Raw genomic sequence first — 25,830 nt, forward strand, 5'->3', positions numbered from 1 at the left:
GAGAGCCGCTCGGCTGCGCAAGCCGCAAAACTTTCGCGCGCTGACGCCGTTTTCCACCTCGATTCGATCCGCGCGCTCGATGAATTAGCGCGCACGATCGTTCGCACAACGACCTATTTCCGGTCATTCGTACTGATCAGTAAAAAGGGTGCTATTTAAGACCCTCCAAACTGACCGGTTTCTTCCACTGTCCCCAAAAGCGAGCGAACGTTTGTTCCTCTTTCACATTCATGTGAAGGAGAGTTTTCTGTCTACGATATGAATAAAGCGAGTGTTTACCTTTTCCGTTTTTTGTTACATTCAGAAACGTTTAGGAGCGTTTTAGGAACATATACTCCGGTCTCCTTAAGCAAACACGCACTTTTTCCCGTGTCTACGAATCTCTCCACTCGCAAGCAGGACCAAATTTCCGTGTTCTCCGTGACGGAAGCCCGTAACGCACCCGTATCGCGTAGAAGCTTCCTGTCCCTTCTCATGGCAGGTGCTGGCAGCGCGGCGTTGGCGGCCTGCGGCGGCGGCGGAGATTCGACCAACACCGACAGCGTGGCGAACGCCGAAAAGGGCGTGGCGAAGAGCGCCTCGGCGAGCGGCACCGTCATTCCTCCGGCGGCATCCGTGACCGATAGCTCGGGCGCCGTCTGGACGCTCGTGAACGGCCACGCGACGCGCAACGGCACCTCGGTCGCGACCGGCTCGCCCGTCGCGTTCGTCAACATCCTCTATTACAACGGCGTCATCTACGGCAAGAACTCCGCCGGCAACTGGTTCAAGAGCGGCACGTCGCCGTGGCAGAACCTCGGCACCGCCGACCCGCGCGGCACCGTGGCGGCGGCGGCCACCACCAGCAAATCGCTGTTCTACGGCATCAACGGCCACATGGCCTACGGCAGCGGCATCTACCACACGATGTCGCCCGCTGCGCAGCTCGCGATTCTCAAGGACCTCGGCGTCACGAATTACCGCGCCGACGTGGCATCGGCCGGCATGGCGACCGTCCTCGCGACCGCGCTCAACGGCGCGTTCAAGAACAGCGGCGTGAACATTCTTCCCGTGCTGAACCCGTCGTCGTGCGGCTGGAACGGCTCGCTCAGCGAATCGGCGGCGTACACGCTCGGCTACAACCTCGCCACCGGCGTCACGCAGCAGCTCAAGGGCCTCGTGAAGTACATCGAGTGCGGCAACGAACTCGAAGTGTCGCTGAAGATCAGCGGCGACGGACATGACACGAGCAACTGGAGCCCGACGATGTGGCCCGCGTACCGTGGCGTGATCCGCGGCATGGTCGACGGCGTGCGCGCGATCGACTCGTCGATCAAGGTCGGCGTCGGTACCGGCGTCGCGCTGTCGTACCGCGCGCTGCAGATGCTGTGGAACGGCATCTCGCCGAACGGCACGTCGGCGGGCGTGGGCGGCGCGGCTTCGGTGCGCTGGGACTTCACGTGCTACCACTGGTACGAAAGCTCGGGCGACGTGCTGTGCGGCTGGCAGAACAGCCAGTGCTACGACGTGCTGCAGGCGCTGAAGGATTCCTTCGGCGTGCCGATCTGGCTGACGGAATGGGGCTGGTTCGGCCAGGTCGACACGGCGGCGCAGCAAACCGCCTACGTCACCAAGGCGCTCACCGAGTACAAGTCCATCAAGGACAAGTACAACATTCAGTCGGTGATGATGTACGCGGTGATTGACGACTCGTACGGTCTCATCAAAAACGACGGCGTCACGAAGACCCCGGCCTACGCGGCCTTCAAGAACTTCGTCCAGGCGAATCCGGTTTAAGCGGACACCGCCCTCCAACGCTCCGGCGCGCCATGCGCCGGAGCGTTTTTTTTTGTCTGCGCGCGCGGGTCGTTTCATCGCGTTGCCGGAATCAGGTACCTGGGCAGCGCGCCCAATTTCCACTCGAAGCCTTCCTTGACTTCGACGGTCGAGGTCGCGCCCTGCCAGTCGAGTTGCTTGTACGTTCCCGGCGGAATCGGCGCGGGCGTGGGCGAGGGATCGGCGTTCGAATCACTCTTCCAGCCCACGATCACGCGGTCATCGCTACCGTATTGATAGATCTTGGTCTTGTCGTCGTCGACGAACGACCGGTTGAACGCGCGTGCGCCGATGGTCCTGAACAACGTGGCCGCGGCGACATACGCGGGCTTGGGCGTGAGGTCGAGCCGCACGAGGCCGAAGTTCGCTTCCTTCTCCGCCGCGTCCACGCCGTCGTCGACGAAGTCGTACCAGATCACCGTTTCCACGCTGCCGAAGCGGCGCGAGAGCAGGAAGGTGCGTGCTGCCGCCGCCGCCTGCTTGTGCTCCGAGAGACCGGCTTCCGTGGGACTCGACGGCCAGCCGATTTCCGTGATGTACACCTTCAGCCGTCCGACGCCGGAGCGCGGGTGCGACTGCGTCATGCGCTGCAAATGCGGCCATACGGTCGAGACGTTCACGCGCGGCAGCGGCGATCCCTTCGCCTCGTAACCGCGGTCCGGGTCGTACGGCGACATGTACGGATGAATGCTGAAGCCGTCCTGATAGTCGAGCGCGTTCGCCTTCACCATCTGCACGATGCAATCGCCGCCGGGACCGCCGCCCGCTCCGCCGCCCCCGCACGACACCACGCTCGCGTCGGGACTTTCTTTCTTGATTGCCGTGTAGACGGGCTTGAGCAGCGCAATGTAAGTGTCATAGCCGATGCTCGGGAAAGCCGGCTCGTTCCAGACTTCCCACGTCTTCACGTACTTGCCGTAGAACCCGACCACCTTCTGCGCGTAACGCACGAAGAGGTCGCGTTCTTGCTGCGTCTGCGGAAACCCCTTCGGTCCCTTGAACAGGCCCGGGTAGGCGCGGCCGTTGCCGTAGTCGAGCACGATCAACGGCTTCAACCCAATCTTCGAGGCTTGCGCGACATATCCGCCATAGTCGCTGTCCTTGCGCGGGAACTGGAACTTGCCGGGCGTCGGTTCGACGTCGGTCCAGTACAGTTCGTCGCGAATCCATGTGAAGCCTGCGCGCTTGATGAGCGACATCACCGTCGGCGGATCACCCTTTCGTTGTCCGAAATGTGTCGCGACGCCGGCTTCCCTGAAATTGCCGTTGCCCGCCGCGAGCGCGGCAAGACTGACCTTGAGCGAATCGCTTTCGCCGCCGTCCTTCGATACGACCTTCGCGTCGAGCGTATAGAGCCCAGCGCCCGGCAACGAGACATTGACGGCCACCTGCGCGCCGCCCTTTCCCTGCGACGGCGACACGCGGTACGTGTCGAGCGGCGTGCGCGAGAGCTCGGCGTTATCGTCGTAGCGATACAGCGTCGCGACGACCTGATCGCCGTCCGACGCGCTGCCAGCATCCATCTTCAGCGTGATGCGCTTCGCGCCAGCATCGTCGCTGATGAGCGAACCCGGCGCGCTGGCGAGTTGCAGGCCGCTCGCGGCGAAGCATGCGTCCGCGGCGGCGAGGCCGGTCGACAGCGCGGCGAGCATCGAGACGATGCGCACCGTCGGATCGACATGCCACGTGCGGCGCGGCACGTCGTGCTTCGTGCTGAATGCCAACATGAAACTCCCGTAGGCGGCGGATTCGAAACGCGGCAGCGCGCGCCGCGCTCAGGCGGCGGGCGGTCCGCGAGGTCTCACAGAGAAGTGCTGCCGCCTATTCCTCTTCCGTGGCGAGATTCGACGTGTACGCGCTCGCGTAGGCATACGTGCGCTTCTCGCTGCGGCGCTTCGGCACCGCGTTGAAGATCACGCCCGCGATGCGCGCGCCAGTCAGGTCGAGCCGCTTGATGGCTTCCTGAAGCTCGTCCTCGCTTTGCGCGCTCGGCCGCACCACGATCACCGAGGAGCCGGCGTTCGCGGCGATCAGGTTCGCGTCGCTGACCGCGAGCACTGCGGGGGTATCGATGATGACGAGATCGAACTGCTGCTGCATGTAGTCGAGGATTAACGGCAGGCGCGGCGTCGAAAGCATCTTCGACGGATTGGCCGGGAAGCGGCCGGCCGTCATGAGCGAAAGCCCCGGCACGTCGCTCTCGCGAATGGCCTGATCGACCTGAATCTTGCCGGCGAGCACTTCTGCGAAGCCATTGCCGCCGTTCTGACCGAAGATCGATGCAATGCGTCCGCGTCGCATGTCGCCGTCGATCAGCAACACGTTCTTGCCGGTTTGCGCGTGCAGCACGGCGAGGTTCGAAGCGACGAACGTCTTGCCGGTTCCGGGCGTCGCGCCGACGACCGCGAGAATATTGTTCGGGGCGGGCGCGATATCCAGCATCAGCGACGCATGCACCGCGCGCAACGCTTCCACGGCCATGTCGCGATTGCCGAGCGCCGACAGCGCGTGGCTGCCTTCGAGCGACCCCGCGTTCGGATCGTCGCTCAGTACGCGGCGCGATACATCGTTGATGACGGAGGGCAGACGACTCTTTCCGGGCAGAAGCGAAGGCCTGGCTGTGCGGTCGAGCCGCGCCTGCATCGGGCTGAAGCTCACTGCGCCGAACACCGGCAGGCTGAGACGGCTCTCGACCGAGTGCGGCGTCTTCACCGCGCGCGAAAGCTGATCGCGGAAGAACACGAAGAGAATGCTCAGGATCACGCCACCTGCGGCGCCGCCCGCCATGACCAGCATGCGCTTGGGCTTGGACGGTTCGGTCGGATAAATGGCCGAGTCGATCAGATGCACATTGCCGATGGTGCCTGCGCGCGTGACGGCCAGTTCGCTTGCTTTTTCGCGCATGGCGACATAGATGTCCTCGGCCACCTTTGAATCGCGCGTCAGGTCCATGAGCTTGCGCTCGGAGCCGGGCAGTTGCCCGAAGCGTTTGTCGAAGGCCTGCTTTTGCGCGTTGAGCGTGGCGAGCTGTTCGTCGATGGTGCGGACTTCGCGCGTCGTCGGCGCGAAGCGGCTCGCCATCTGCGTGCGCTGCATGGTGAGCGCCGCAATTTGCCGTTCGATGTCGATGCTGCCTTGCAGATACGACGTCGCTTCGGTGCCCGGCTGCATGGAGTTCGACGACTTGCGGTAATTGCTCAATTCACTCTCGGCGCGTTGCAGTTCACGCTCGAGACGCGGCAGCTCGCCGATGATGAAGTCGCGCGTGACACTCGCTTCTACGCGATGCTGGTCGATGTGCGCGGCGATATAGGTCTGCGCGATCGCATCGGTGATTTGCTGCGCGAGCTTAGGGTCATCGTTCTCGTAGACGACCTGGACGACGCCCGAGTCCTTGGTCGACTCCATCACCTTCAGGCTTTTCTGGAAGCGCGAGACGGCCTGATACTCGCTGAAACGCACGACCTTGAACTCGGTGCCGGGACGCGCGACCAGCTTGTCCACCATGATCGAGATTCCGTCGGCATTCGTCAGATGACCGACGGTGCCATGCAGGATCGAGTTGCCGTCGGAGTCCGTCAACTCGTAAGCGCCCTGCGGCAGCGCGCGCAGGATGAATGCCTTGTTTTCCAGACGCGGCGGTACCTCCAGCGTGCTGATGTCCGCATCTTCTCCGCCCCACGCGAACGACTTCAGACCGAGAACCGGCGCCATGGGTTGCCCCGGCGTGGCGAACATGCTCGAAATGCGCCCGAGGAGCGGCACCTGTCTCGGCGTGATAGAGAGATTCTGATGGTACTTCTTGATCACTGGCAAAAGGACGGCGCGGCTTTGCATGATCTGCATTTCGGCATCCGTCGGCAACGTGGCCGGACCCGCCTGCTGTTGCCCTTGTGTGTTCACGCCGAGCGCATTGGGATTCGGGAAATCCACTTTGATGAGTGCGTCCGACGAATAGACCGGTGTGGCGATGAACGCGTACAGCGTCGCCAGGCCTGTCACCAGGACGATGATCCCGAGCACGAGCCACACGTTATCGACCATCAGCTTCCAAAAGTCACTCGCTGAAAAGCTGTCGTCTCGCGTGCGCGCGGGGACTGGATCGATCCCAAGAACTGGTGTGTTCATCAGAGAGTTTCCTTATTCGTTCGAATGGCGGTCCAACGAAAAGCGGCGATAGCGCGACCGACGAAGTCGGCAACGAACGTTGTGGTTACGATGCTTGGCGATAAACGTCGGATGACGAAACGTACGACGTTAGCTGTACGCACGGACGGAAGTGAAATGTCAACGTCCAATACTACTTACCTTCACGCCTCGCCAAATTGCAGTACGTGCGCCAACCCACATTGCGATAAAAGGGACGGAAATGCAAGCGGAATACTCGGCACTTACATAGGTCTGCTTCACGATCGTTCGATACGCGATGGCGAGACGAACGAAACGTCCGACGAACCCGACTTAATTCAGTGCGTAGTCTGAAGTATCTCCAGCAGCCTCGTGGCCGCGCCGTCCCACTTGAACTTGCGCGCGTGTTCCAGTCCTGCGCGCCTATGCATCGCGCGGACGTCTTCTTGCGTTGCCATGATGCGAATCTTGGCGGCGATGTCTTCGACCGAACTCGCATCGCAATACATGGCGGCATCTCCGCACACTTCGGGCAGCGATGCTTCAGACGAAACGATCACGGGGCATCCACAGTACATCGCTTCCAATGGCGGCAGTCCGTATCCTTCGTACAAAGAAGCGAATACGAGGCATGCGGCGCTGCCGTAGAGGGCTTTCAGTTCGCCGTCGGTTACGAATCCCGCCCATATCACGCTATCCGAATCGAGCGTTGGCGCGGAGTCGCTCGATGCGAATACCCGGGCGTTCGCGCCGCCCGCTATGACGAACTTGAAGCCGTCGAGATCTTTCAGCAGCCGCGTCGCTTCGAGCACGCGCCGCAGATTCTTGCGCGGATCGAGGCTGCCAACGAGAACGCAATACCTGTCTTTCACGAGCGAAAGTCTCTCGAGAATCGAAGGCTCGGGCGTGACGCGGTCCATGTGATCAGCGCCGGGACGTACCACCATGACGCGGGATTCGTCGACACCCAGGTGATGACAGATGCGGTTTCGCGAGAATCCCGAGACTGTCAGGATGGTGCTGGCCTGTCTGCGCAGCAGCGAGAAGCGCAAGCGGTACCACATGACGAATTTCTTCGAGAACCCGTGCGGTACGTCGTAGACGGCCATGTCGTGAATCATCAACATATGCCGCCGCTTAAACAGTGGTCCTGTGTTGCAGAGGCTGATGAGCGTATCGCGGCGCGACTCCAGCGGCAAAGCGATCTGCTCCCAGAGGTTGCCTTTGAGCCGTCGGCCGATCTGAGTCGGGCGCGCTGCGAGACCGAGATCCGTCGCATTGGACGGAATCAGCACGGGCAGTTCCGTCGGAGACTTCGTGTGCGACTGCATGGCGCGCGTCAGTTCATACGCCACGCGCTGCACGCCGGTAATGCGTTGTGAGGCGAACTTACCATTGATTGCGAAGCCCATCGGAGGTCCCTGATAGATGCACGCGGCAATTCTTCATACGTCCAACGCGGTGCAAGGAGCCGCAAAAAAATGGACGCGGCTCACGCATAGGACACGTTCTACCAGAGACAAAGTTTCGTGTCATGCGCATTTGCCGAGAAATTGCGAGGCCGTGAGTTGCGCCAAACATATGCTGAATCGAATCAATCGCAATCCTTAGAAGATTATCGGTTCATAGAATCAATGGCTGACAAGGTGAATGAGCGATAGGGTGAGTCGCGATTATTTCGCTCAGCGATTTATTTCTGGGATCTAATTCACGCAAGCTTCATTGCTCAAGTCACCAGGATCGCTTAGAGTGTGCTCTTTCCGTTGCATGTGCGACGGCACTCATCTGTTCTACGCGAATACCTCAACCGCCTGATGAATAAAGGTCAGGCTTGCATAACACCTCGTTGACTCAGTAAGGCACTGGCATCGTCCATGCTTCGCTTCGACGCCACGTTCCTTCGACAACGCTTAGGTATACCAAGCGTAATCGTCAGACAAAGGAATCCGCATGCGACCGAATTGGCGATACCTTCATGAACGGCAAACGCACCGCGAGATCGACGACAAGTCGTTCGCAGCCACGCTGTACGCCATGTTCGCGCTCTTCGTGCGCGCACTGGATATCGTCAGGGTCGTCGGACTCTTTCTTCTACTGACCATTTCCATGTGGGTGTATCAATCGATCGAAAAGCTGCTTAATCGAGGTGCGAAAAGTAGTCGCCAATAGTGCAAGCCGGCAGCCTGGCGAGCCCAGTTGGAGCATCCACCTACAGGAGTTACTGTGAGAGTTGCTATCGTCCACGACTGGCTCGTGGTGTCGGGCGGAGCGGAGAAGGTGCTCCATCAGATCATCGAATGCTTTCCCGAAGCGGACATCTTCACGCTGGTCGACTTCCTGGAGGACCGAACGTGCATCAATAAACGTCCGGTTCGAACCTCTTTCATTCAGCAATTGCCGCTTGCCAGAAAGCACTACCGCAGCTACCTGCCGCTGATGCCCATCGCCATCGAGCAGTTCGACCTTTCCGGCTATGATCTCGTGATCTCGAGTTCGTATGCGGTCGCGAAGGGCGTGCTGACCGGACCGGACCAGTTGCATATCAGCTACATGCATTCGCCGATTCGCTATGCATGGGACCTTCAGCACCAGTACCTAAACGAGGCCGGGCTCTCGAAGGGCGTCAAGTCGGTGTTCGCGCGGGCATTGCTGCACTATATTCGCGGCTGGGACGCGCGTTCGACGAACGGCGTCGATTACCTCATCGCGAATTCGCATTTCATTGCGCGGCGCATTAGAAAGGCGTATCGGCGCGACGCGACCGTGATTTATCCGCCGGTCGATATCGCAGCGTTGCCCGCTCGCGTTCAAAAAGACGACTTCTATCTGACGGCTTCGCGCATGGTGCCGTACAAGCGGATCGATCTCATCGTGAAGGCATTCTCGATGACGCCCGAGCGCCGGCTGATCGTGATCGGGGACGGCCCCGACATGCGCAAGGTGCGCGCGGCGGCCGGGCCGAACGTCTCGATACTCGGCTATCAGTCGTTCGAAGTACTGCGCGATCACCTTCAGCGTGCACGCGCGTTCGTCTACGCCGCAGAAGAAGACTTCGGCATCTCGATCATAGAAGCACAGGCTTGCGGCACGCCGGTCATCACCTATGGACGGGGCGGCGCGCTGGAGACGGTCATTGGTATCCCGAGTGAGCGCGCCACGGGTGTCTTCTTCAAGGAGCAGACGCCCGAATCGTTGAACGAAGCCGTTACGCGTTTCGAACGCAACCGGCATGCGTTCGACCCGCAGGTATGCCGCGACAATGCCGAGCGCTTCTCACGAGAGAAATTCAAGGCGGCGCTCAGGGCGTTCATCGAAGTGCAACTGGCTCGTTCTCCGTCCGAGACGATGCTCGACAGGCGGGCGGCGTCCAGAGACATTGCAGTAGAAACGGGCGTTACTGAAGCAGTCGCGTCGTCGAAGTGATGCAACGGCGCGGGCCGGTGGCGCTGCCGGTCCCGCGCATTCGACCTTACTGAGCGGTATCCAGATTGACGTGATGCGGGCGGCTCACGGTCCTCTCCGTGTGAATGAGAGCCGTGGCAGCGGAAGGTTTGAAGCCGGACGCGAGCGCCGCGACAGCCGAGCCGACGCCGCGAATCGCCGCGTGCTCCCAGCTGTGCGCGGCGCGCGGCTCGCCCGGCGCATGCGGCGCCCAGCCGTGGAAGCTCAGGAACGGCCCGGCGCCCGTTCTGGCGCGACTGTAGGTCCTTGCTCTCTCGGTCAGCGACGCGAGCATGGGTTGCTCGGCCACATCCGCGCGACGTCTCAGCGTCTCGAGCACGGACATCGCGGCGGCCAGCGATTGCACGAGCACCGGTATCGCACGGCCAACGCCCACGTCCAACAGACGCAACACGCGAGAGAGGTCCGCAGTATCGTCCGCGAGTTCGCGGCTTGCGAGCACGATAGCGGCATCGGACGAGCCGCGCGCCATCTCGAAGAGACTCAAAGCATCAGCGACCGTGAACTGGTCTAGCGCGTGCATTCGCATCGCTGCGAAGCCGAGCGCGCATCCGCTCAACGCGTCTTCGCCGACGCCCTGCCAGTCAAAGCCGTCGGACAGTTCACGCGCAACGCTATTCCCATGCTGAGACTGATTGAGCGAGAGAAGCGACAGCAAGGTGTTTCGCGGCCCTGCGGACACGCGCGACACCACGATATTCAGCGGATCCCTGCTTGAAGACCCCGCCGCGTTCGCCGTGAGCAGTACCTTCACGTGTCCCTCTGGCAGCGATACGAAACGGGGTTCGATTTCCGGCCCGCCGATCTGCAACAGCGACGGCTCGTGCGTCGTCAGTTCGAACTGCTTCGCATAGCCGTTCGATTTCTCGTCGCTTATCAGGAGATCGACAGGACGCCATGCGCCGAGCCGGCGCGCCCAGAGTTTTCCCCAGACATGATAGGCAGGCGTGTCGGCGAAAAGCGCGCGCGCGCCGCGCGTAAGGTCCACGTCTGCGGCAGCCCACATGAGCCACTCGGGAATGTCTTCGGGAACGAGGTCGATCGTATGTTGAGCGAAGCGACCGATCAGCGGAATGCGGCGCGTGATGGTCGATCCGTTCCGAGTGGCGAGCTCGACGACGACGAACGACAAGCCGCCATGCCGGCTTGCGCCGCGACTGTCGGCCTGTTCGCGTCCGCGATACGCGTCGTCCGGCAATTGAACCGTCGTTGGCCGCCTGGTTGAGAGAATGACGCGCTCAACGAGTGAACCGAACTCACTCTTTATTTCAGCAGGCAGTGCCACATCCCCTTCATCATCGTCAGTCAGCGACGCGAGGCTGAGAATAACGACTCGGCTCATACGATGGCCCCTGTGTAGTGGGAGACAACGGAGTACTTCAGACGAAAGGACGCCTGCAACGGCAATTTATCGAAGTGGACAATACAAGATTCTTCGCTCTACTACGATACATGTACACCCGGCTTGCGCAAATAAAAATGCGAGGGTGACGTTATTTTTCGAGTACGTCGGAGCGTGGAGGCGAGGCAGCGTCGAACGCATCTCGCGATGGAACGGGCAGCGTCATCACCCGTTGGGCCTGCGCCTCGAAAGTCTCGCGAGAGAAGCGCCGACGAAACTCGGCCGCGAGCGATGCCATCGGGACATCAAGCGCGGCGAAGATACGTTGTACGAACGCAGTGTGATCGCCTGGAGGGAAGAGCAACGTTTCGGGAAGGTAAGCATCGAGTCCGGACACGCGCGATACCACAATCGGTCGCTCCGCGAGCACGGCTTCGATCATCACGAGCGGCACGCCCTCGAAAGCAGACGGCAGCACCAGCGTGTCGCTCGCCGCGATATAGGGCAGCACGTCGGCTTGCGCGCCGACCACGCGAACGTGCGCGGACAAGATCGGGCTTGCCTGCACCATGTGGGCCGCGCGCTGCGCGTCGGGTCCTTCGCCGACAATGAGTACGAGCGTGCGCTCGAAGGCATCGGCGTGTCGTTCTATCGTTTCGAGCAGAAAGTCTTGCCGCTTATGCGTGAAGTCGATTCGCCCAATATGAGCGACGATGGTCGTGCCGTCGTCCGGCAAGCCCAGCATAGCGCGGGCCGCTGACCGCGTGAGCGTGGACTGTGCGAAGCGGTCGTCCACGCAGTTCGCGAGTATGGTCGTGCGCGCGTTCGGTGCCAGCGTGCGCAGCTTGGCGCGTAGATGTTCGTTGAGCGTGATGAATTCGTCGGGCATGCGATACACGCCACGCTTCACCAGCCACTTGAGTCTGTCGACAAGGCGGCCGCTATCGGGACCGTCTCCAACGAGCGGCAGATAGCTCACCGAGCGCGTGCGGGTCACTCGCGCGGCCAAAAGCCCGGCGAGTCCTGAAACAATCGTGCCTTGGGCAATGAGTAGTCGAGTCAGTTTCAATCTGCGCAGGATCGAGGCGGTCGAGCGCGTCATGCGAAGCATCGCGAACGCATTGCCGCGTATCGACTCGGCTGTATATGACAGGCCAATCGTCTGCACTTTTGAATGCGCGCGCGCGAGGTCTTCCACGAAGCCAAAGAGCGCGGCGTTCTGCCTGGGCGCCAGGATATACAAGGTTTCGATCTGCGCGTTCCCGACAAGCGCAATCATGAAACGCTTGAGCATCTCCTCGTGACCGCCGTTGATGCCCGAATCACAGTAGATCCCAACCTTCACGGCATTCTCCCTTTTTGTGCGCGTCCTCGCGCTTCTTCATGGCTTTGCTGCCGACAACGTCGAGTACGTCTGTGCGTCATGATTGCAATGGGCCGCCGTTCACCAGTCGGGCTTGGTCGCCCTCTGTCATCTCAGTGTGAAGCTTAGGCAAAAAAGGAATGAATTATTAGCACTCGCGCATTCCTGAACCGGCGTGCTTCGCATGAAGCGCATGCGGCTCATGACGCATCGCAAAGCGGTTTGTCTGTAGAAAGCAATTAGCCGGATGTCCGAAGCGATTCGCGAAGCGTGAATGCAAAGCATCGATCAGGCCAAGCGTGAGTCGGCGATGGGCAACGAAACCGCACGGTCTCTGCAGCGTTTGTTGCGATGTCGTCCACGACGCTCAGTGTAGGGAAAATGGCAGGCGGTGTCTGCCGAAATTAATGCCTGAAACAAGGCGCGAACGCAGTGCCGTTGCGCGAACAATCTCGTCTACCTAAGTGTTAATAGGTGTGCTAAGGTCGGTGCCACTTCAATGCACGATAGCTTCGTCCGTTTCAACATGCACTGCATGACCGATGCACCAACGCGTCGCAGACGGCGCTCAAACCGATATGTGACCATGGATCAGCGGGAAGAGTTGCGCTCGCTTTATTGCGTCGTTTGTCCTCGTTGCGAAAGCGTGTCGCCAGCAGATGACCTGTCGTGTCCTTACTGCGGCGCAGATCGACATGGTGCTGTGTTGACGCGAGCTCAGGCGTCGCTCCTCGGCATAGACGAGGCTGCGCGCGCGCTGGTGCGCGCCGCTTCATCGCAAGTCGGAGACATGCGCCGCGATCAAGTGGACGATGCCACACACGCGGACAGCGCGAATCAATCGGCGGCATTGGTGTCGTCGCCCACTTATTTCGCTGTGAAGCGCAAGTGGGCTGCCGTGTTGACCGTAGGCGTGTGCGTGCTGGCCGGCATCGTTGCGTGGGTGCGCACTTCGCACAGTCCCGGTGCCGGCGAGCCGCACGATGACCGCGTGAGTGTCGTCGGGACGGTTCATAAGCTGCCGCCTGTTGCGCCGGCCGCTCGTTCCGATGACGTCGCGCCAGGAGGCTCGGCATCCGATGCGCAAGCACGCTTTCTCGCGATGACCAATGCGCCCGGCCGAGCTATCTTTGCATTGCCGGCTTCGATGGATATCGCACCATGCGCCACGGCGTCGATGCCTGCATGCGTTGCATTGGCTGAAAGCCAAGCGTCGAACACAGCGCGCGATACCGGCGGCTCGACGGCCACGGTCGTTCCTGAAGCGCCTCATTCAATCGCATCGGCTTCGGCGAAGCCGGCGGCACGAAAGCATGGTCGCGTCGAACATGCTTCGGTGAGCACGCGGCAGGCGCCGACGCACTCACGTGCGCATGCCAACGAGAGGACGACTCACGCCCAGCCTGCTCCGCGTTCGGTTCGTCACGCGAAGAAGATCGACAAGACGCATCCGCGCGTGCGCACCGTGCAACGTACAGTGGCACCGCCACGCGGCGAAGCTGACGCATCGGACGCGCCAGGCGCGGGCACAGTCGCGCCGGTCGCCGATCCCGCGATGACGTCTTCCGCAAGCTGGAAGCCGGGCAGCGGTTCCGAGCCCAACGACAACCTCCGCTCGCGCATAGGCAGGCTATTGCCGGCCGGCGTCGCGGCCACCAACAAGGGACGCGGAGAGGCGCACTGACGATGCACGGAGCCACGCGACTCACGCAACCAATGTGGCCATCCGCACATTCGCTTTACTCTGTCATTTGCAAGAATCGTTTGCTGTAATTGTCGCCGGTGGAACGAGCGATAACGAGCAGAAGATCGTGCCACCGTCTTCCCCCGAGGCATGAGGGCTTCCGGATGTTCGCCAAGACACTCATCGACGGCGCGAAGGCGTGGCTGCCGGACCCGGTGTTTTTGAGCATTGCCCACCGACATAAGGTCGGACGATTCCCGAACATGTGGAATCCCAAGACGTTCAACGAAAAGATTCTGCATCGCTGTCTCTATCCCGATCCGCGTTACATGGATCTGACGGACAAGCTAAGAGTTCGCGATTACGTGGCGAACAAGATCGGTCCGCAACACCTGATCCCCTTGCTTGCAGAACCCGGCGCGTTCACGAAAGAAGTCTTCGATGCGCTGCCTTCCGCGTTCGTCATGAAGGCGAATCACGGCAGCGGCTTCGTGGAAGTGGTGAAAGACAAGAGCCGTGTGTCGTTCGATCGACTCGCGGCGCTGTCGCAACAATGGCTGTCCACGCCCTTTTATAAAGTCGCGCGGGAACGCCATTACCGCATGATCGAGCCGCGCATCTTTTTCGAAGCGCTGCTGCTCGCCGAAGATGGCGAGGTTCCCGCTGATCTGAAGTTCCATGTCTTCAACTCGCCCTCCGGCCAGCAGACGATTTTCGTCACGGTGATATCGGGCCGCTTCACCGATCATCCTCGCGGCGATACATACGACGCCGCGTGGCGGTTGCAGGACATCTGGTTCGGTCACTATAAGCGTAGCGACACGCCTGCGCCGCCGCCCGAATCGCTCGATTCGCTCCTTCGGATTGCAGGCGTGCTGGCCAAAGAGTTCGAATACGTGAGAGTCGATCTCTACGAGACCGACGGAAACGTGTACTTCGGGGAACTAACGTTCACGCCGGGCGCGGGAGTTTTTCCAATTCGTCCCGATCACGTCGATTACGAATGGGGCCGGCTTTTCAAGGTTGGTCCGCGGCATCCTTGCAACCGATAGGCGAGCGCGTGAACCAACGCAGACGGCGGATCACATGCGGCGGCCTGCTCTCCCTGGCGATGTGCGTCGGCGCGCGTGCGCAGAGCCGGCCGCTCTCGGACGCGCAGATGGTCGGTGTTCTGCTGACCGCGAATCAGGCGGAGATCGCAGCAGCGCAGATTGCGTTGCGCAGGACACGGTCCACCAGTCTGCGGAGTTTCGCCACGCGCATCGTCGATGAAAACGCGCAGATCGCGCAGGAGACGAACGACATGTTGCGAAGGCTCGGCGCGAACGCGCAGCCGAGCAGCGTGAGCGACGTGCTCGCGCGTCAAAGCCGCGACGACACCGAGATGCTCGACGAGCAAGACGAATACGCATTCGCGCAAGCCTATCTCGAACGCGAGGTCGATTTTCTCGGGCGGCTCGTGAATACCGTCGATGGATTCATCCGATCCACGCATAGCGCGGATGTGAAAGTACTGCTCGTGCGAGTCAGGCCGGCATTCACGCTTCATCTCGATCAGGCGCGACGACTCCAACTGGTGTTTCAACGCCCCGGCTTCGGTCATTGAGTGGGACAGGCAGCGTCTGCAATGCATTCCACGAAGTCTTGTTTGCCGATTGATTATCGGCGCGCTAGATTGGAATCATTCACGCACTGTCGGAGCCGGCCATGTCACAGATCCTGACGCAATACTGGCAAGCGTTATTGGTCCCCGTAGGACGGGCTCGACAACGCTGGCGGCAACGCGCATACGAGCGCGCGATGCGAGCGTGCGCATGCTCGGCCGCAAGCAAACCGACGCAGCGCGACGAGCAGGCAAGCGGCCCGGAGCGGCTCGAACAGATTGCGCTTTACGCGCGCGCGGGCTATTTCAACATGGGCTATACGGTGGACGCGTTCAGCACACCCGCCGATTTGCCTCCACATTGATGTCGACGACGGCCGCGCGCTTCGCATATCCCGCGGCATATCTCGCGGAGGCATATTCGTAGCATTCTTCCTTCGTTTGTGCGCAAGCGCCGCGCTTGTACAGTGAACGCTCCTGACACTTCGCTCGGACGTTCAGCGCATGAGGGCATCTTCCGCATGCAATCGACTGCTCGTGCTCGTTATGCTCGTTGCGTCGTGTGTTGCACTAAGCGCGGCGCACGCGGAAGGAACGGTACGCATCGTCGATCAATATGGCATCGGCTCCTTGCTGCTGAAAGTGGCGAAGGACCAGAAGTTGATCGAGAAGGAAGGCGCGCGCGCGGGGCTGCATATCGACGTGCAATGGACCACGCTGTCCGGCGGCGCCGCGGTCAATGAAGCCTTGCTCTCGGGCGCCGCCGATATCGCCACGCTCGGCATCGGTCCGCTGATGACGATTTGGGACCGCACGCGCGGTCATCAGGATTTCCGCGCGATGTCGGCGCAGAGCGCGGTGCCGGTGTATCTCGTGTCGAACGATGCGCACATTCGCAGCATCGCGGATATCGGCGAGAAAGACCGCATCGCGGTGGTGTCGGTCGCCGTCTCGCAGCAGGGGCGGCTGTTGCAGATGGCTTCGGCCAAGGCGTTCGGCGATGCGGAGTACGCGCGTCTGGACCGGTTCGAAGTGAACATGCCGCACGCGGATGCGACGACGGCGATGCTCGCAGGCAGCTCGGTCATCAGCCTTCACTTCTCGAACGCGCCTTATCAGTATCAGGAACTCGACGACCCGAAGATTCACAAGGTCATCAGTTCGACGGACATACTGGGCGGCCCGGCGACGAGCAGCGTTGCCGTCACCTCCGACAAATGGCGCAAGGATAACCCCCGCACCTATGCGGCCGTGCGCGCGGCGCTCGTCGATGCGGCGCGGCTCGTTGCATCCAACAAGCCCGAGGCTGCGGCCATCTATATCCGACAGGACGCATCGAAACTGTCGCCGAGATTCGTCGAACGCATTCTGAATGACAAGGACGCGAGTTTCTCCACGACCCCTGAAAACACACTCGCACTCGGCGCTTTCCTGTTCAAGGTGGGCGTCATTCGCCACGAGCCGAAGTCGTGGCGCGACTACTTCTTCACCGACGATCCCGACGCGCATGGCAGCTAACGCGGTCGGGTCGCTCGCAGAAACAGACCCACACTCAAAGCGGAGATTCGCCCATGAACGCAGCCGTCATCGCACACCAGGCAACCGAACACGAGATCGAAGTGCGTCCTTTGTCGGCGCATATCGGCGCGGAGATTAGCGGCGTCGATCTGACGCGTGCATTGCAACCTGCCCAGGTCGCGGCGATTCGCGCGGCTTTGCTGAAGTGGCGCGTCGTGTTTTTCCGCGAGCAGTTCCTCACGCATGAACAGCATGTCGCGTTTTCGGCGCAGTTCGGCGAATTGACTGTCGGGCATCCCGTGTTCGGTCATGTGGAAGGGCATCCGGAGTTGTACTCGATCTCGAAGTTTCGCAAGGCGACGCGCTTCGAAGGTCAGGCGCTGCTGCGGCCGTGGACCGGATGGCATACGGATGTGACGGCAGCGGTCAATCCGCCGTTCGCATCGATTCTTCGCGGCGTGACGATCCCGCCATATGGCGGCGATACGCAGTGGACCAACCTCGTCATCGCTTACGAGAAGTTGTCCCCAACGCTGCGCGCATTCGTCGACGGCTTGCGCGGCATACATCGCTTCGCGCCGCCGCAAGGCGCGAGCGGCACCGATGCATTCGCGAAGGCGGTCAACGAGCACACGCTCGTCAGCGAACATCCGCTCGTGCGGGTGCATCCGGAGACCGGAGAGCGCGCGTTGTATGTGAGCCCGGGCTTTTTGAAGTCCATCGTGGGCCTGACGCCGCGTGAGAGTCAGGCGCTGCTCGAATTGCTATGGGAACATGTGACGCGACCGGAGTTCACGGTCCGCTTCAAGTGGGAGCCGGGCAGCATCGCGTTCTGGGACAACCGCTCGACAGCCCACCTTGCGCCGACGGATATCTTCGATCTCGACTTCGACCGTCAGCTCTATCGCACGACGCTCGTCGGCGATGTGCCCGTTGGGCCCGACGGCAAGCGGTCTATCGCGATAGAAGGCTCGCCTGTCGGCGCGGCTGCTGCCGTCGCGTTGAATTGAGCGCAGCGGCGACCGGGTCGCCGCGCATCCTCATCACAGGACAGACGACGGCTAAAGCAGCTTGGCGGCGGCCTTGAACCTGCGCTTCTGTTCCTTCTCCAGCACGCGCAGCGCGCGGTCCGCCGCGCCGTCGGGCAGTGCCGCGCGGTGCTCGAGCAGCAGATCGCGGCTCGCGACGACATCGTTCAGTTCACCGAAACGCTTCTGCACGCGCTTCAGGTTCTTCAGGCCCTTGCGCTGCTTCTTGCCCAGAAGCGGCTCGAAGAATTCCAGCAGATAGCGGACCTTCTTTCCGGCCTTGCGGACTTCATGAAACGACTCATAGTCCGAGCGGCCTTTGCGTGATGCCACGCGCATCCGCTTCTTGAGTTGCTTCTGCGCCGCAACGACGCGCTGTCTGGCGAATTTCGTCAGCGGCGTGCGTTGCGCGGCCGTGTTCAACTCGCGATTCGCTTCGCTCATCGCTTCGCGCAGCGTCTGCTTGACACTCGCATGAGCAAGCGTTTCGAGGCTCTTTCGCGAGGCTTCGGAGCGGCTCTGGCGGAATGCGTCGAGCAGCTCCCGGTCGCCGGTGGCTTCCACGAGACCGATGAGGATGTCCCAGTCGCGCGTATTGCCTGCGGCGTTTGCGAGGAATTTGTAAATGGCGCGCTGCTGCGTGTCGAAGTCTTCGTGAAGTATCGGCCGGTACGCCCACAGCAGCGTGCGCAGGCGTCGCAGCGCCACGCGCAGCTTGTGCAGTTGTTCGGCCTCGCCTTCGTGTTCCAGCGCGGACGCCTGAGCGATGGCTTCGCCGACGAGCGGCTCCGCAAACGTCGAAAAGTTTGTCTCAGCGGTCGCCGGGCGATTGTCGGCGTTCTCGTCGTCCTTCTTCATGATCGTTTCCCGGTGTGATGCAACGGCATCTATAAGGCAAGATTCGTACCGCATCCACCATGTGATAAGAGCCTTGCCCGTTGCGCCGTTCGCGCCGCGAGATTGTCACGAGAGCTTCATATTCAACGGCGGCGTTGCTTCTGGAGGACGATGGTTTCGAACAGTTCGTAGTCGGCGGTGGGCGTCTTATCCGCGCCCGGCGCGTGGTAGTAGTTCATCGTGATCGACGTCTTTCCGCCACGTTCGCCCGGATCGTGATCGAACACGGCGATGCCGTAGCCCGTGCCCGTATCGCGTTGCGCGGACCAGATGGCGTCCTCCACCGCGTCGGCGACAGGGCGCACGAAGGTGCCCGCCGTCTTGCCGGGCACCGGGCCATTCCGCTTGGTGAAGATCTGCGCTTGCGGATTGCCCGTGCCCGCATCGGTGCCGTAGACGTCGAGCGGCGCGCTCGTGCCGCCGCCGCCGAGTATCAGATGCACGGTGCCGTGCGTCGTGTCGATCGGATCGTTGGCGCGCTGGGTGGTGGTGACCGGGCGCGGCTGCAACGTGTCGACGCTTTCGCCCGTCACGGCATCGCGGCCCGCGTGATGGTTACAGCCGCGCACGGGATGGCTGCGCTCGTAGTCGTGATCGTGGCCGCACAGCACGAGATCGACGCCGTACCGGTCGAAAAGCGGCAGCCATGCTTCGCGAATGCCCTTGTCGGAGCCGTTGCCCGTCTTCGAAGAACTGAGCGCGTCCTGATGCATCTGCACGACGATCCAGTCGATGTCGTCATCGTGCTTCGCCTCGCGCAAGGTCTTCTCCAGCCAGCGCGTTTGTTCGCCGCCGCTATAGCCACGTACATAGAAGGATGTGCCCGGTTCAATCGCGGGATGGCCGGTGCTCGCCGCCGGCACCAGCGGCGACGGTCCCGCGACGAACGCGGCGGCGTCCTGATACACGACGTCGTCCGCATCGAGCGAAATGAAGAGCACGGAACTCACCCGAAAGCTGTACCAGCGGCCGCCAAAGCGCGTGCCATTGTCGGGCAACGTGTAGCGCGTGAGGTACGAATCGAAGCCCTGCGGGCCGTTATTGAACTCGATCTCATGGTTGCCGGGACACGGCATCCACGGACGATTCGCGGCCGAAACTTGCGCGTTGTTGCCGAAGTCGCGCCACACGTCCGGCTGATGCGTCGGGTTCAGATTGGCGTAACAGAGGTCGCCGTTCAGCAGATGAAAGAGCGGTTGAAAGCGTTCGACGGCCTGCACGGCGAAGCGGCTTTGCGGCGAGGACAGCACCCATCCGGTGTTGGGCGTCGCGAGATCGCCGTAACTCGTGAAGCGGAACTTGCAACGCCCGCGCGGCGCGGTGCGAAAGCTCGCGCAGAAGGGCTGAGCCGCGTTGCTGTCGTTGTCGGCCGTAACTTCGTAGCGGTACGTCGTGTCCGGATGCAGACCGTCGAGCCGCGCGTGATATGTGCAGACGATTTCGCCATTGAGACCGTCCGTATAAGTGCGCTGCACTGCGTGCACGAGCCGCGCATGACCATCGTGCGTGGTGAGGCGAACGCGCGGCTTGGCGGCCGGCGCAAGCGACGCCCAGCTCACGACCACTTCGTGCGCGGGATCTTCGCCCCATGTGAGGTGGATCTGTTCGGGCGTGCCGTCGGGCGAGGCCGCTGCCGCGTTCGCCGCGCCGCTGAGGGCGTTCGCGGCCGTCGCGAGCCCCGAGGCGCCGGCGAGCTTCAGGAAACCTCGGCGCGATGCAACGCGCCCGCTATCGTGCGAATGGTGTGTCGTCATTGGAGTGCTCGGGTCGTGGTCGGGTCAGTGGCCGTGGCGGTGATCGTGATCGTGATCGTCCCGGTCGATCCGGCAGAACGCCTCGCCGCGATGCGGCAGGCGCTGCGCTTCGTAAGCCGGAAGATCGGATGCATCTACCGAGAAGACGAAGAAGCGGTTCGGATTATCGATGCCGTTCGGATGATACGTATCCGTCACCGTGCCGATGAAGTCGTTGTCGTTCGCGATGAAGAGCGTGTGCTTGAGCACGCCGTTTATGCGCACGTCGGGGCCGAACGCGAGGCTTTCCAGCTTCGCGGGGATGTCGGTGGCCGCGAAGCCTTGCGCGGACAGCGCCGCGACCACATCCAGAAAGAGCGTCTTGTTCAGCGCGAACGGCGCGAGTCCTGCGGCACCGCTCGCCTGACTCACATCCTGCGCGCCCGTGAGATCGACCTTGTACACGCGCTTGAACACCGCGCCCGAGTCGTCGCCCAGACCTTTGCCGTCGCGTTCATCGAGCAGCAACTCATGATCGTTGATGGCGACGATATCGCTGATCGTCGGATAGTTCGGCTTCGCCGTGGTGCCGATGTTGCTGAGCGGATAGGCGAACTGCGTCGTCTTGCCCGTGCGCAAGTCGATGCGCAGGATGCGCGTGTAGCCGCCGCTCGTGCCGCCGTCTTGCAGCAGCGGGCTTTGCATCGCGCCGAAGAGCGTCTCGCCGTCGGGTGAAATGGCGAGACCCTCCATGCCCTTGTTCGCGACGCGTCCCGACGTGTTCTTGCTGATCTCGTCGCTGCCGACGGGCGAAAGCGTCGTGACCGCGAACGATGCGGGCACGCGCACGACCGCGGTGCGCTCGCCGGTGCGCCGATCGAAGCGATAGATGTAGGGGCCGTACTCGTCGGAGATGATGACGCTCGCGCCATCGCGCGATACGCGGATGCTTTCCGGATCGAAACGCGCATCGAGCGGATACGTGGACGGCTGCGTCGGCGCGAAGTTGTCCGAGCGGCCGGTGAAGTAATGCGTGTGGTTCGTCGCGTTCAGCGCGGGCGCGCCGTTGCCGACGCCAGCGGCAGCGCCGTCGCCGTACACGAGCGCATCGCGCGTGTGCAGCAAGGTCGTATCGAGCAGACGGGGCGTGAGCGTGTAGGGCAGCGTGCCGTTCTTGCCGGATGCTTCGAGCTTCAGGCTCAGGGTCTGGAAGCGGTTGATGTACGAAGCGGTATCGTCGAGCGCCTTGTTATACGAGATCGCGTTCGGGCCGCGATCGGGCACGGCGAGAAACGTATCGCAGCCCGCATACGCGAGCCCCGAGCCGAGTCCCCCGAGGAGATTGCCCGGCGCGCCGTTTTCGAGCGGCGCGGCCGTCTGCTGCGAGCGGTCCACGCTGTTGCCGCTCAATTGACCGATGGCGATGAGATCGACGCTCGCCCACGCCGATGAACATGCCGCGCACAACGCGAGGGTCAACGTCACATGACGCGCAACAGCGGGGGCTCGAAGCATCGATGTCTCCTTCATCCGGCATGCGAAGTGATTGGACTCGCATTATTGCGGGATTGAAGTGACGTTTGTATGACTCATGCAATGAACGGCTCGTCATACCGAAGCCTGCGCCCTCAGCGTACCGGCATCCGCCATTGGTTCACGCGGACCCATACATATCGCGCAATCAGCCTGAACGGCGGATTGGCGAACAGCACGAGCGCGCCGAGCGCGAGGCACCCGCAGACGAGAAACGTGCCGCGATAGCCGATGGCTGCGACGAGCGCGCCCGATAACACGCCGGAAAGAATGGAGCCGACGCGCGATGCGTTGAAGAAGAGCGCCGTCGCCGCGCCGGGATTGCGCGGCATCAGGTCCTGCACGTAGGTCATGCCGAGGCACGACGTCACCGCGACGACGAACGCGTTGAACGCCTGCATCGGCATGAGAAACTGAATGGAGCGAGAGGACGCGACAGCCACGAAGTACACGATATGCACGGCTGCGCATGCCGCGAGCCAGCGTTGCTTGTCGAGATTCGAGCCGCGCGCGCCGAGCGCGAGCATCATCGGAATTTCGAGGAACGCGCCGAGCCCGAGCATGATCGACACCTCGATCTGCGTGCCGCGCAGTCCCTGCACGACATAGAGCGGCAGCACGATCATCGTCGCGTTGGCCGCGAGACCGATGAGCGTCAACGCAATCGTCGCGCGCCAGATCTGCGCGCGGCTCGCGGGCACGTGCTTCGCCGCATCATGCGGTTCGTCGTGCTCGGTCATCGTCGTGACTTCAAGCAAGGAGGCAGGATCGCCCGCATAGTGGGCGTGCGGCGCGATCGGCTTCTCCTTGTCCTTGATGCGCCAGGCTATCGCGCCACACGCCGCGAACGATGCCGCCGCGAACAGAAAGAGGCCGTGAAAGCCCGCGGCGGCCAACACCAGCGCGCCGACGGACGGACCGAAGACCCACGCCATCGAGAGCACGGTGCGCAGCGTGGCGAGCGCGAAGGAACGCTCCGCGTCGTCGGTGACGGGCAGCGCCGCGCGGCCGAAGGAGAACACGAGCGTCATGGCCGCGCTGCCGACGCCGAGAAACACGATGCCCACGGTCACGAGCGACGCATAGCTGCGCAGCACGCACAACAGCACGAAGCCGAGCGCCGACGCGGCCAGCGCGCCCATCAGCAACACGCGATGATGACCGTGCTTATCCGACCACTTGCCCGCGAAGGCGCTGGCGAGCACGCCGCTTGCCGCGATGAGCGTCATGAAGAGCCCGAGTTGCAGCGGCGTCATGTCCGCCTCCTGCACGCCGAAGAGCGACAGAAACGGCGCGGTGAAAGACATGGCGACGCCCAGCATCAGCGTGACGCCGGCAAGCGGCATGAACGAATGCAGGCGCGCAAGACGAAAAAAGCGAGCGTCCATCGACGGGGAAATCCTTCGGAAAATGCAGGCGCGGAATGCGTGCGCGTGACAGTAGCGCAATCGACATTCCGCGCGTAAAAGAGTGAGCGATGCCAGGTGGAGACGCGGGGATCACGCCTGCGGCGGCTGTCCGTTGGATGCGCTCAGGCCGCCGTCCACGGGAAGATTCACGCCCGTCACGAAGCGCGCATCGTCGCTCGCGAGAAACGCGATGACGGCGGCGATGTCGTCCGGTTGCGCGGCGCGGCCGAGCGGAATGCGCTCGCGGAACTTCGCCATGAGCGCTTCGTCGCCGAGCATGTCCTGCGTGAGATTGGATTCGGTGAGGCTCGGGCAGACCGCGTTCACGCGCACGCCGTCGCGGCCGTGATCCATCGCGAGCGCGCGCGTGAAGTTGGTCACCGCGCCTTTCGCCGCGTTGTAGAAGCTCATGCCCCAGTCGCCGCCGAGGCCGGACACCGACGACACGTTCACGATCGAGCCTTTCGCCTGGATCAGATGGCGAATGGCGGCGCGGCTGCAATAGAAGACGCCGTCGAGATCGGTCGACATGATCGCGCGCCAGTCATCGAGCGATGCCTCGTCGATGCGGCCCGTCGGCGCGACGCCCGCATTGTTCACGAGCACGTCGATGCGCCCCAAGCGCGCAATGGTGGCGTCGATCAGCTGCTGCGCGTCTTCGAAGCGCGAGACGTCGCACGCGTGGACGAGCGTGCGCGAGGCATCGAGATCGCGCGCCACGCGTTCGAGCTTGTCCTGCGTGCGGCCGGCGAGCACCACGGAGGCGCCCTCGGCCGCGAAGCGGCGCGCGGCGCCTTCGCCGATGCCGGAGCCCGCGCCCGTCACGATGACGACTTTCGAAGCGAAGCGGGAAGACTGCGTGGAAGCGTTCATGGTGATGGTTCCTCGTTAAACGAATCACCCGAGCGCGCAGATTTCGTTCCAGCGTCAGTCACTTCACGCGCCACGCTTCTCCGTCCGGAAAGTGATGCTTGTCCAGCGACGGCGCGTGCATTTCGATGCTGTAGCCCGGCCGCTGCGGCGGCATATAGCGGCCGTTGCGGATCACCACCGGATCGATGAAATGCTCGTGCAGGTGATCCACATATTCGAGCACGCGATTTTCGAGCGACGCCGACACGCAGATGTAGTCGAACAGCGAAATATGCTGCACGTACTCGCACAAACCGACGCCGCCTGCATGCGGGCACACAGGCACGCCGAACTTCGCCGCCATCAGCAGCACGACGATCACTTCGTTGAGACCACCGAGACGGCAACTGTCGATCTGACAGAAGTCGATGGCCTCCGCTTGCAGCAACTGCTTGAACATGACGCGATTCTGGCAATGCTCGCCCGTCGCCACGCCGATGGAACCGAGCCGGCGCCGAATGGCCGCGTGCCCGAGTATGTCGTCGGGGCTCGTCGGTTCCTCGATCCACCACGGATCGAACTCGGCGAGACGCCGCATGTTCGCGACGGCTTCGTCGACTTCCCATACCTGATTCGCGTCCATCATCAGCTTGGCGTCAGCGCCGATTTCTTCGCGCAGAATGCGGGCGCGGCGCACGTCTTCTTCCAGATTGCCGCCCACTTTCTGCTTGAAATGCGTCCACCCTTGCGCAACGCCTTCGCGAGCCAGTCGGCGGATCTTCTCATCGTCATAGCCGAGCCATCCCGCCGATGTCGTATAAGCCGGATATCCGTGCACGAGCATCTCCTTCTCGCGCTCGCCGCGCGTGCTCGCGTGGCGGCGCAGCAGCGCAATGGCTTCGTGAGGCGTGATCGCATCGGTCACATAACGGAAGTCGAGACAGCGCACGAGTTCTTCGGGCGTCATGTCGACGAGCAGCTTCCACACTGGCTTGCCTTCGGCCTTCGCCCACAGGTCCCATACCGCATTCACGACGGCCGCTGTAGCGAGGTGAATCGCGCCTTTGTCCGGGCCGATCCAGCGCAACTGACTGTCGGAGGTGATCTCGCGCCAGAACGCGCCCATGTTCGCCGCGATGTCTTCGAGCTTCTTGCCGACGACGAGATGACTCAGCGCCTCGACGGCGGCCACGCAGATTTCGTTGCCGCGTCCGATGGTGAAGGTGAGTCCGTGTCCGCTGATTCCGGCCGATGAATCGGTTTCGAGCGTGACGTATGTGGCGGAATAGTCGGGCGCGGCGTTCATTGCATCCGAACCGTCGAGCGAACGCGAAGTGGGAAAGCGGATGTCCCGAACGGACAGCTTGGTGATCGTTGTCATGGGTATGCCTCCGGGGCAATGTGCGATCGACTACGGTCTGCGGGAAAACACTGATGAGCTTCGACGCAGCAAGGCGATGCAG

Annotated in this window: 20 protein-coding genes; 9 read left to right on the forward strand and 11 right to left on the reverse strand. The window is 62.2% G+C overall.

The genetic code is table 11. From position 1 onward, the window contains the following. Positions 1-474: 474 nt before the first annotated feature. On the forward strand, positions 475-1,776 hold the full coding sequence (locus tag HWX53_RS19555; protein WP_244140188.1) for a glycosyl hydrolase: 1,302 nt from the start codon (positions 475-477) through the stop codon (positions 1,774-1,776). A 74-nt stretch (positions 1,777-1,850) separates the two neighbouring features. Here the strand turns inward: HWX53_RS19555 and HWX53_RS19560 are convergent, their stop codons facing one another. The 3 genes from HWX53_RS19560 to HWX53_RS19570 form a co-directional block, all read right to left on the reverse strand. After that, positions 1,851-3,542 carry a beta-glucosidase gene (locus HWX53_RS19560; protein WP_175943875.1) on the reverse strand — a complete coding sequence of 564 codons (1,692 nt, stop codon included), beginning with the start codon at positions 3,540-3,542 and terminating at the stop codon, positions 1,851-1,853. A 94-nt stretch (positions 3,543-3,636) separates the two neighbouring features. Continuing rightward, positions 3,637-5,943: a polysaccharide biosynthesis tyrosine autokinase gene (locus HWX53_RS19565; protein WP_175943877.1), complete on the reverse strand. Its 2,307-nt coding sequence runs from the start codon at positions 5,941-5,943 to the stop codon at positions 3,637-3,639. A gap of 338 nt (positions 5,944-6,281) precedes the next feature. Further along, a complete protein-coding gene (locus HWX53_RS19570; RefSeq protein ID WP_175943879.1) occupies positions 6,282-7,355 on the reverse strand; it encodes a glycosyltransferase family 1 protein in 1,074 nt (357 codons plus the stop codon). A gap of 538 nt (positions 7,356-7,893) precedes the next feature. Between HWX53_RS19570 and HWX53_RS19575 the strand changes: the two genes are divergently transcribed. Together HWX53_RS19575 and HWX53_RS19580 are read left to right on the forward strand one after the other, a co-directional pair. Continuing rightward, entirely contained in the window at positions 7,894-8,112 is a 219-nt protein-coding gene (locus HWX53_RS19575; protein WP_175943881.1) for a hypothetical protein, read from the forward strand. Between the two features lie 54 nt (positions 8,113-8,166). Next, the gene (locus HWX53_RS19580; protein ID WP_175943883.1) at positions 8,167-9,366 is read left to right on the forward strand and encodes a glycosyltransferase family 4 protein; all 1,200 of its coding nucleotides are present in this window, start codon (positions 8,167-8,169) and stop codon (positions 9,364-9,366) included. Between the two features lie 46 nt (positions 9,367-9,412). On the opposite strand, the gene HWX53_RS19585 is transcribed toward HWX53_RS19580, so the two are convergent. After that, positions 9,413-10,603 (reverse strand): hypothetical protein, encoded by a 1,191-nt coding sequence (locus tag HWX53_RS19585; protein WP_175943885.1) that lies wholly within the window; start codon positions 10,601-10,603, stop codon positions 9,413-9,415. Positions 10,604-10,898: 295 nt separating this feature from the next. Continuing rightward, a complete protein-coding gene (locus HWX53_RS19590) occupies positions 10,899-12,092 on the reverse strand; it encodes a glycosyltransferase family 4 protein (RefSeq protein WP_175943887.1) in 1,194 nt (397 codons plus the stop codon). Positions 12,093-12,900: 808 nt separating this feature from the next. Here HWX53_RS19590 and HWX53_RS19595 point away from each other — a divergent pair. From HWX53_RS19595 to HWX53_RS19620, 6 genes are all read left to right on the forward strand, one after another. Next, positions 12,901-13,794 (forward strand): hypothetical protein, encoded by an 894-nt coding sequence (locus tag HWX53_RS19595; RefSeq protein ID WP_175943889.1) that lies wholly within the window; start codon positions 12,901-12,903, stop codon positions 13,792-13,794. Positions 13,795-13,958: 164 nt separating this feature from the next. Then, positions 13,959-14,846 carry an ATP-grasp fold amidoligase family protein gene (locus HWX53_RS19600; RefSeq protein ID WP_175943891.1) on the forward strand — a complete coding sequence of 296 codons (888 nt, stop codon included), beginning with the start codon at positions 13,959-13,961 and terminating at the stop codon, positions 14,844-14,846. An 8-nt stretch (positions 14,847-14,854) separates the two neighbouring features. Continuing rightward, positions 14,855-15,400, forward strand: coding sequence for a DUF4142 domain-containing protein (locus HWX53_RS19605; protein WP_244140189.1), 546 nt, complete (start codon positions 14,855-14,857; stop codon positions 15,398-15,400). Between the two features lie 101 nt (positions 15,401-15,501). Beyond that, positions 15,502-15,762 (forward strand): hypothetical protein, encoded by a 261-nt coding sequence (locus HWX53_RS19610; RefSeq protein ID WP_175943893.1) that lies wholly within the window; start codon positions 15,502-15,504, stop codon positions 15,760-15,762. 139 nt (positions 15,763-15,901) lie between these two features. After that, positions 15,902-16,915: an ABC transporter substrate-binding protein gene (locus HWX53_RS19615; RefSeq protein WP_175943894.1), complete on the forward strand. Its 1,014-nt coding sequence runs from the start codon at positions 15,902-15,904 to the stop codon at positions 16,913-16,915. 53 nt (positions 16,916-16,968) lie between these two features. After that, complete coding sequence (locus HWX53_RS19620; protein WP_175943897.1) at positions 16,969-17,925, forward strand: TauD/TfdA family dioxygenase; 957 nt, start codon at positions 16,969-16,971, stop codon at positions 17,923-17,925. A 51-nt stretch (positions 17,926-17,976) separates the two neighbouring features. On the opposite strand, the gene HWX53_RS19625 is transcribed toward HWX53_RS19620, so the two are convergent. From HWX53_RS19625 to HWX53_RS19650, 6 genes are all read right to left on the reverse strand, one after another. Beyond that, on the reverse strand, positions 17,977-18,801 hold the full coding sequence (locus tag HWX53_RS19625; protein WP_175943899.1) for a CHAD domain-containing protein: 825 nt from the start codon (positions 18,799-18,801) through the stop codon (positions 17,977-17,979). Positions 18,802-18,923: 122 nt separating this feature from the next. Continuing rightward, complete coding sequence (locus tag HWX53_RS19630) at positions 18,924-20,594, reverse strand: metallophosphoesterase family protein (RefSeq protein WP_175943901.1); 1,671 nt, start codon at positions 20,592-20,594, stop codon at positions 18,924-18,926. Between the two features lie 24 nt (positions 20,595-20,618). Next, positions 20,619-22,088: an esterase-like activity of phytase family protein gene (locus HWX53_RS19635; protein ID WP_175943903.1), complete on the reverse strand. Its 1,470-nt coding sequence runs from the start codon at positions 22,086-22,088 to the stop codon at positions 20,619-20,621. A gap of 113 nt (positions 22,089-22,201) precedes the next feature. Beyond that, entirely contained in the window at positions 22,202-23,494 is a 1,293-nt protein-coding gene (locus HWX53_RS19640; protein WP_175943905.1) for a sugar efflux transporter, read from the reverse strand. Positions 23,495-23,605: 111 nt separating this feature from the next. Then, positions 23,606-24,388, reverse strand: a complete 783-nt coding sequence (locus tag HWX53_RS19645) for an SDR family NAD(P)-dependent oxidoreductase (RefSeq protein ID WP_175943907.1) — start codon at positions 24,386-24,388, stop codon at positions 23,606-23,608. A 58-nt stretch (positions 24,389-24,446) separates the two neighbouring features. After that, entirely contained in the window at positions 24,447-25,748 is a 1,302-nt protein-coding gene (locus HWX53_RS19650; protein ID WP_175943909.1) for an L-fuconate dehydratase, read from the reverse strand. Positions 25,749-25,830: the final 82 nt, after the last annotated feature.

The sequence above is a fragment of the Caballeronia sp. BCC1704 genome, from assembly GCF_902833455.1.
In the GTDB taxonomy this organism is placed as follows: Bacteria; Pseudomonadota; Gammaproteobacteria; order Burkholderiales; family Burkholderiaceae; genus Caballeronia.

Coding starts and splice junctions, on each gene's coding strand:
- HWX53_RS19620 (WP_175943897.1), top strand. CDS start 16,969: ATGAACGCAGCCGTCATCGCACACCAGGCAACCGAACACGAGATCGAA.
- HWX53_RS19625 (WP_175943899.1), bottom strand. CDS start 18,801: ATGAAGAAGGACGACGAGAACGCCGACAATCGCCCGGCGACCGCTGAG.
- HWX53_RS19555 (WP_244140188.1), top strand. CDS start 475: ATGGCAGGTGCTGGCAGCGCGGCGTTGGCGGCCTGCGGCGGCGGCGGA.
- HWX53_RS19565 (WP_175943877.1), bottom strand. CDS start 5,943: ATGAACACACCAGTTCTTGGGATCGATCCAGTCCCCGCGCGCACGCGA.
- HWX53_RS19615 (WP_175943894.1), top strand. CDS start 15,902: ATGAGGGCATCTTCCGCATGCAATCGACTGCTCGTGCTCGTTATGCTC.
- HWX53_RS19640 (WP_175943905.1), bottom strand. CDS start 23,494: ATGGACGCTCGCTTTTTTCGTCTTGCGCGCCTGCATTCGTTCATGCCG.
- HWX53_RS19645 (WP_175943907.1), bottom strand. CDS start 24,388: ATGAACGCTTCCACGCAGTCTTCCCGCTTCGCTTCGAAAGTCGTCATC.
- HWX53_RS19630 (WP_175943901.1), bottom strand. CDS start 20,594: ATGACGACACACCATTCGCACGATAGCGGGCGCGTTGCATCGCGCCGA.
- HWX53_RS19650 (WP_175943909.1), bottom strand. CDS start 25,748: ATGACAACGATCACCAAGCTGTCCGTTCGGGACATCCGCTTTCCCACT.
- HWX53_RS19575 (WP_175943881.1), top strand. CDS start 7,894: ATGCGACCGAATTGGCGATACCTTCATGAACGGCAAACGCACCGCGAG.
- HWX53_RS19595 (WP_175943889.1), top strand. CDS start 12,901: ATGCGCCGCGATCAAGTGGACGATGCCACACACGCGGACAGCGCGAAT.
- HWX53_RS19635 (WP_175943903.1), bottom strand. CDS start 22,088: ATGCTTCGAGCCCCCGCTGTTGCGCGTCATGTGACGTTGACCCTCGCG.
- HWX53_RS19600 (WP_175943891.1), top strand. CDS start 13,959: ATGTTCGCCAAGACACTCATCGACGGCGCGAAGGCGTGGCTGCCGGAC.
- HWX53_RS19560 (WP_175943875.1), bottom strand. CDS start 3,542: ATGTTGGCATTCAGCACGAAGCACGACGTGCCGCGCCGCACGTGGCAT.
- HWX53_RS19570 (WP_175943879.1), bottom strand. CDS start 7,355: ATGGGCTTCGCAATCAATGGTAAGTTCGCCTCACAACGCATTACCGGC.
- HWX53_RS19610 (WP_175943893.1), top strand. CDS start 15,502: ATGTCACAGATCCTGACGCAATACTGGCAAGCGTTATTGGTCCCCGTA.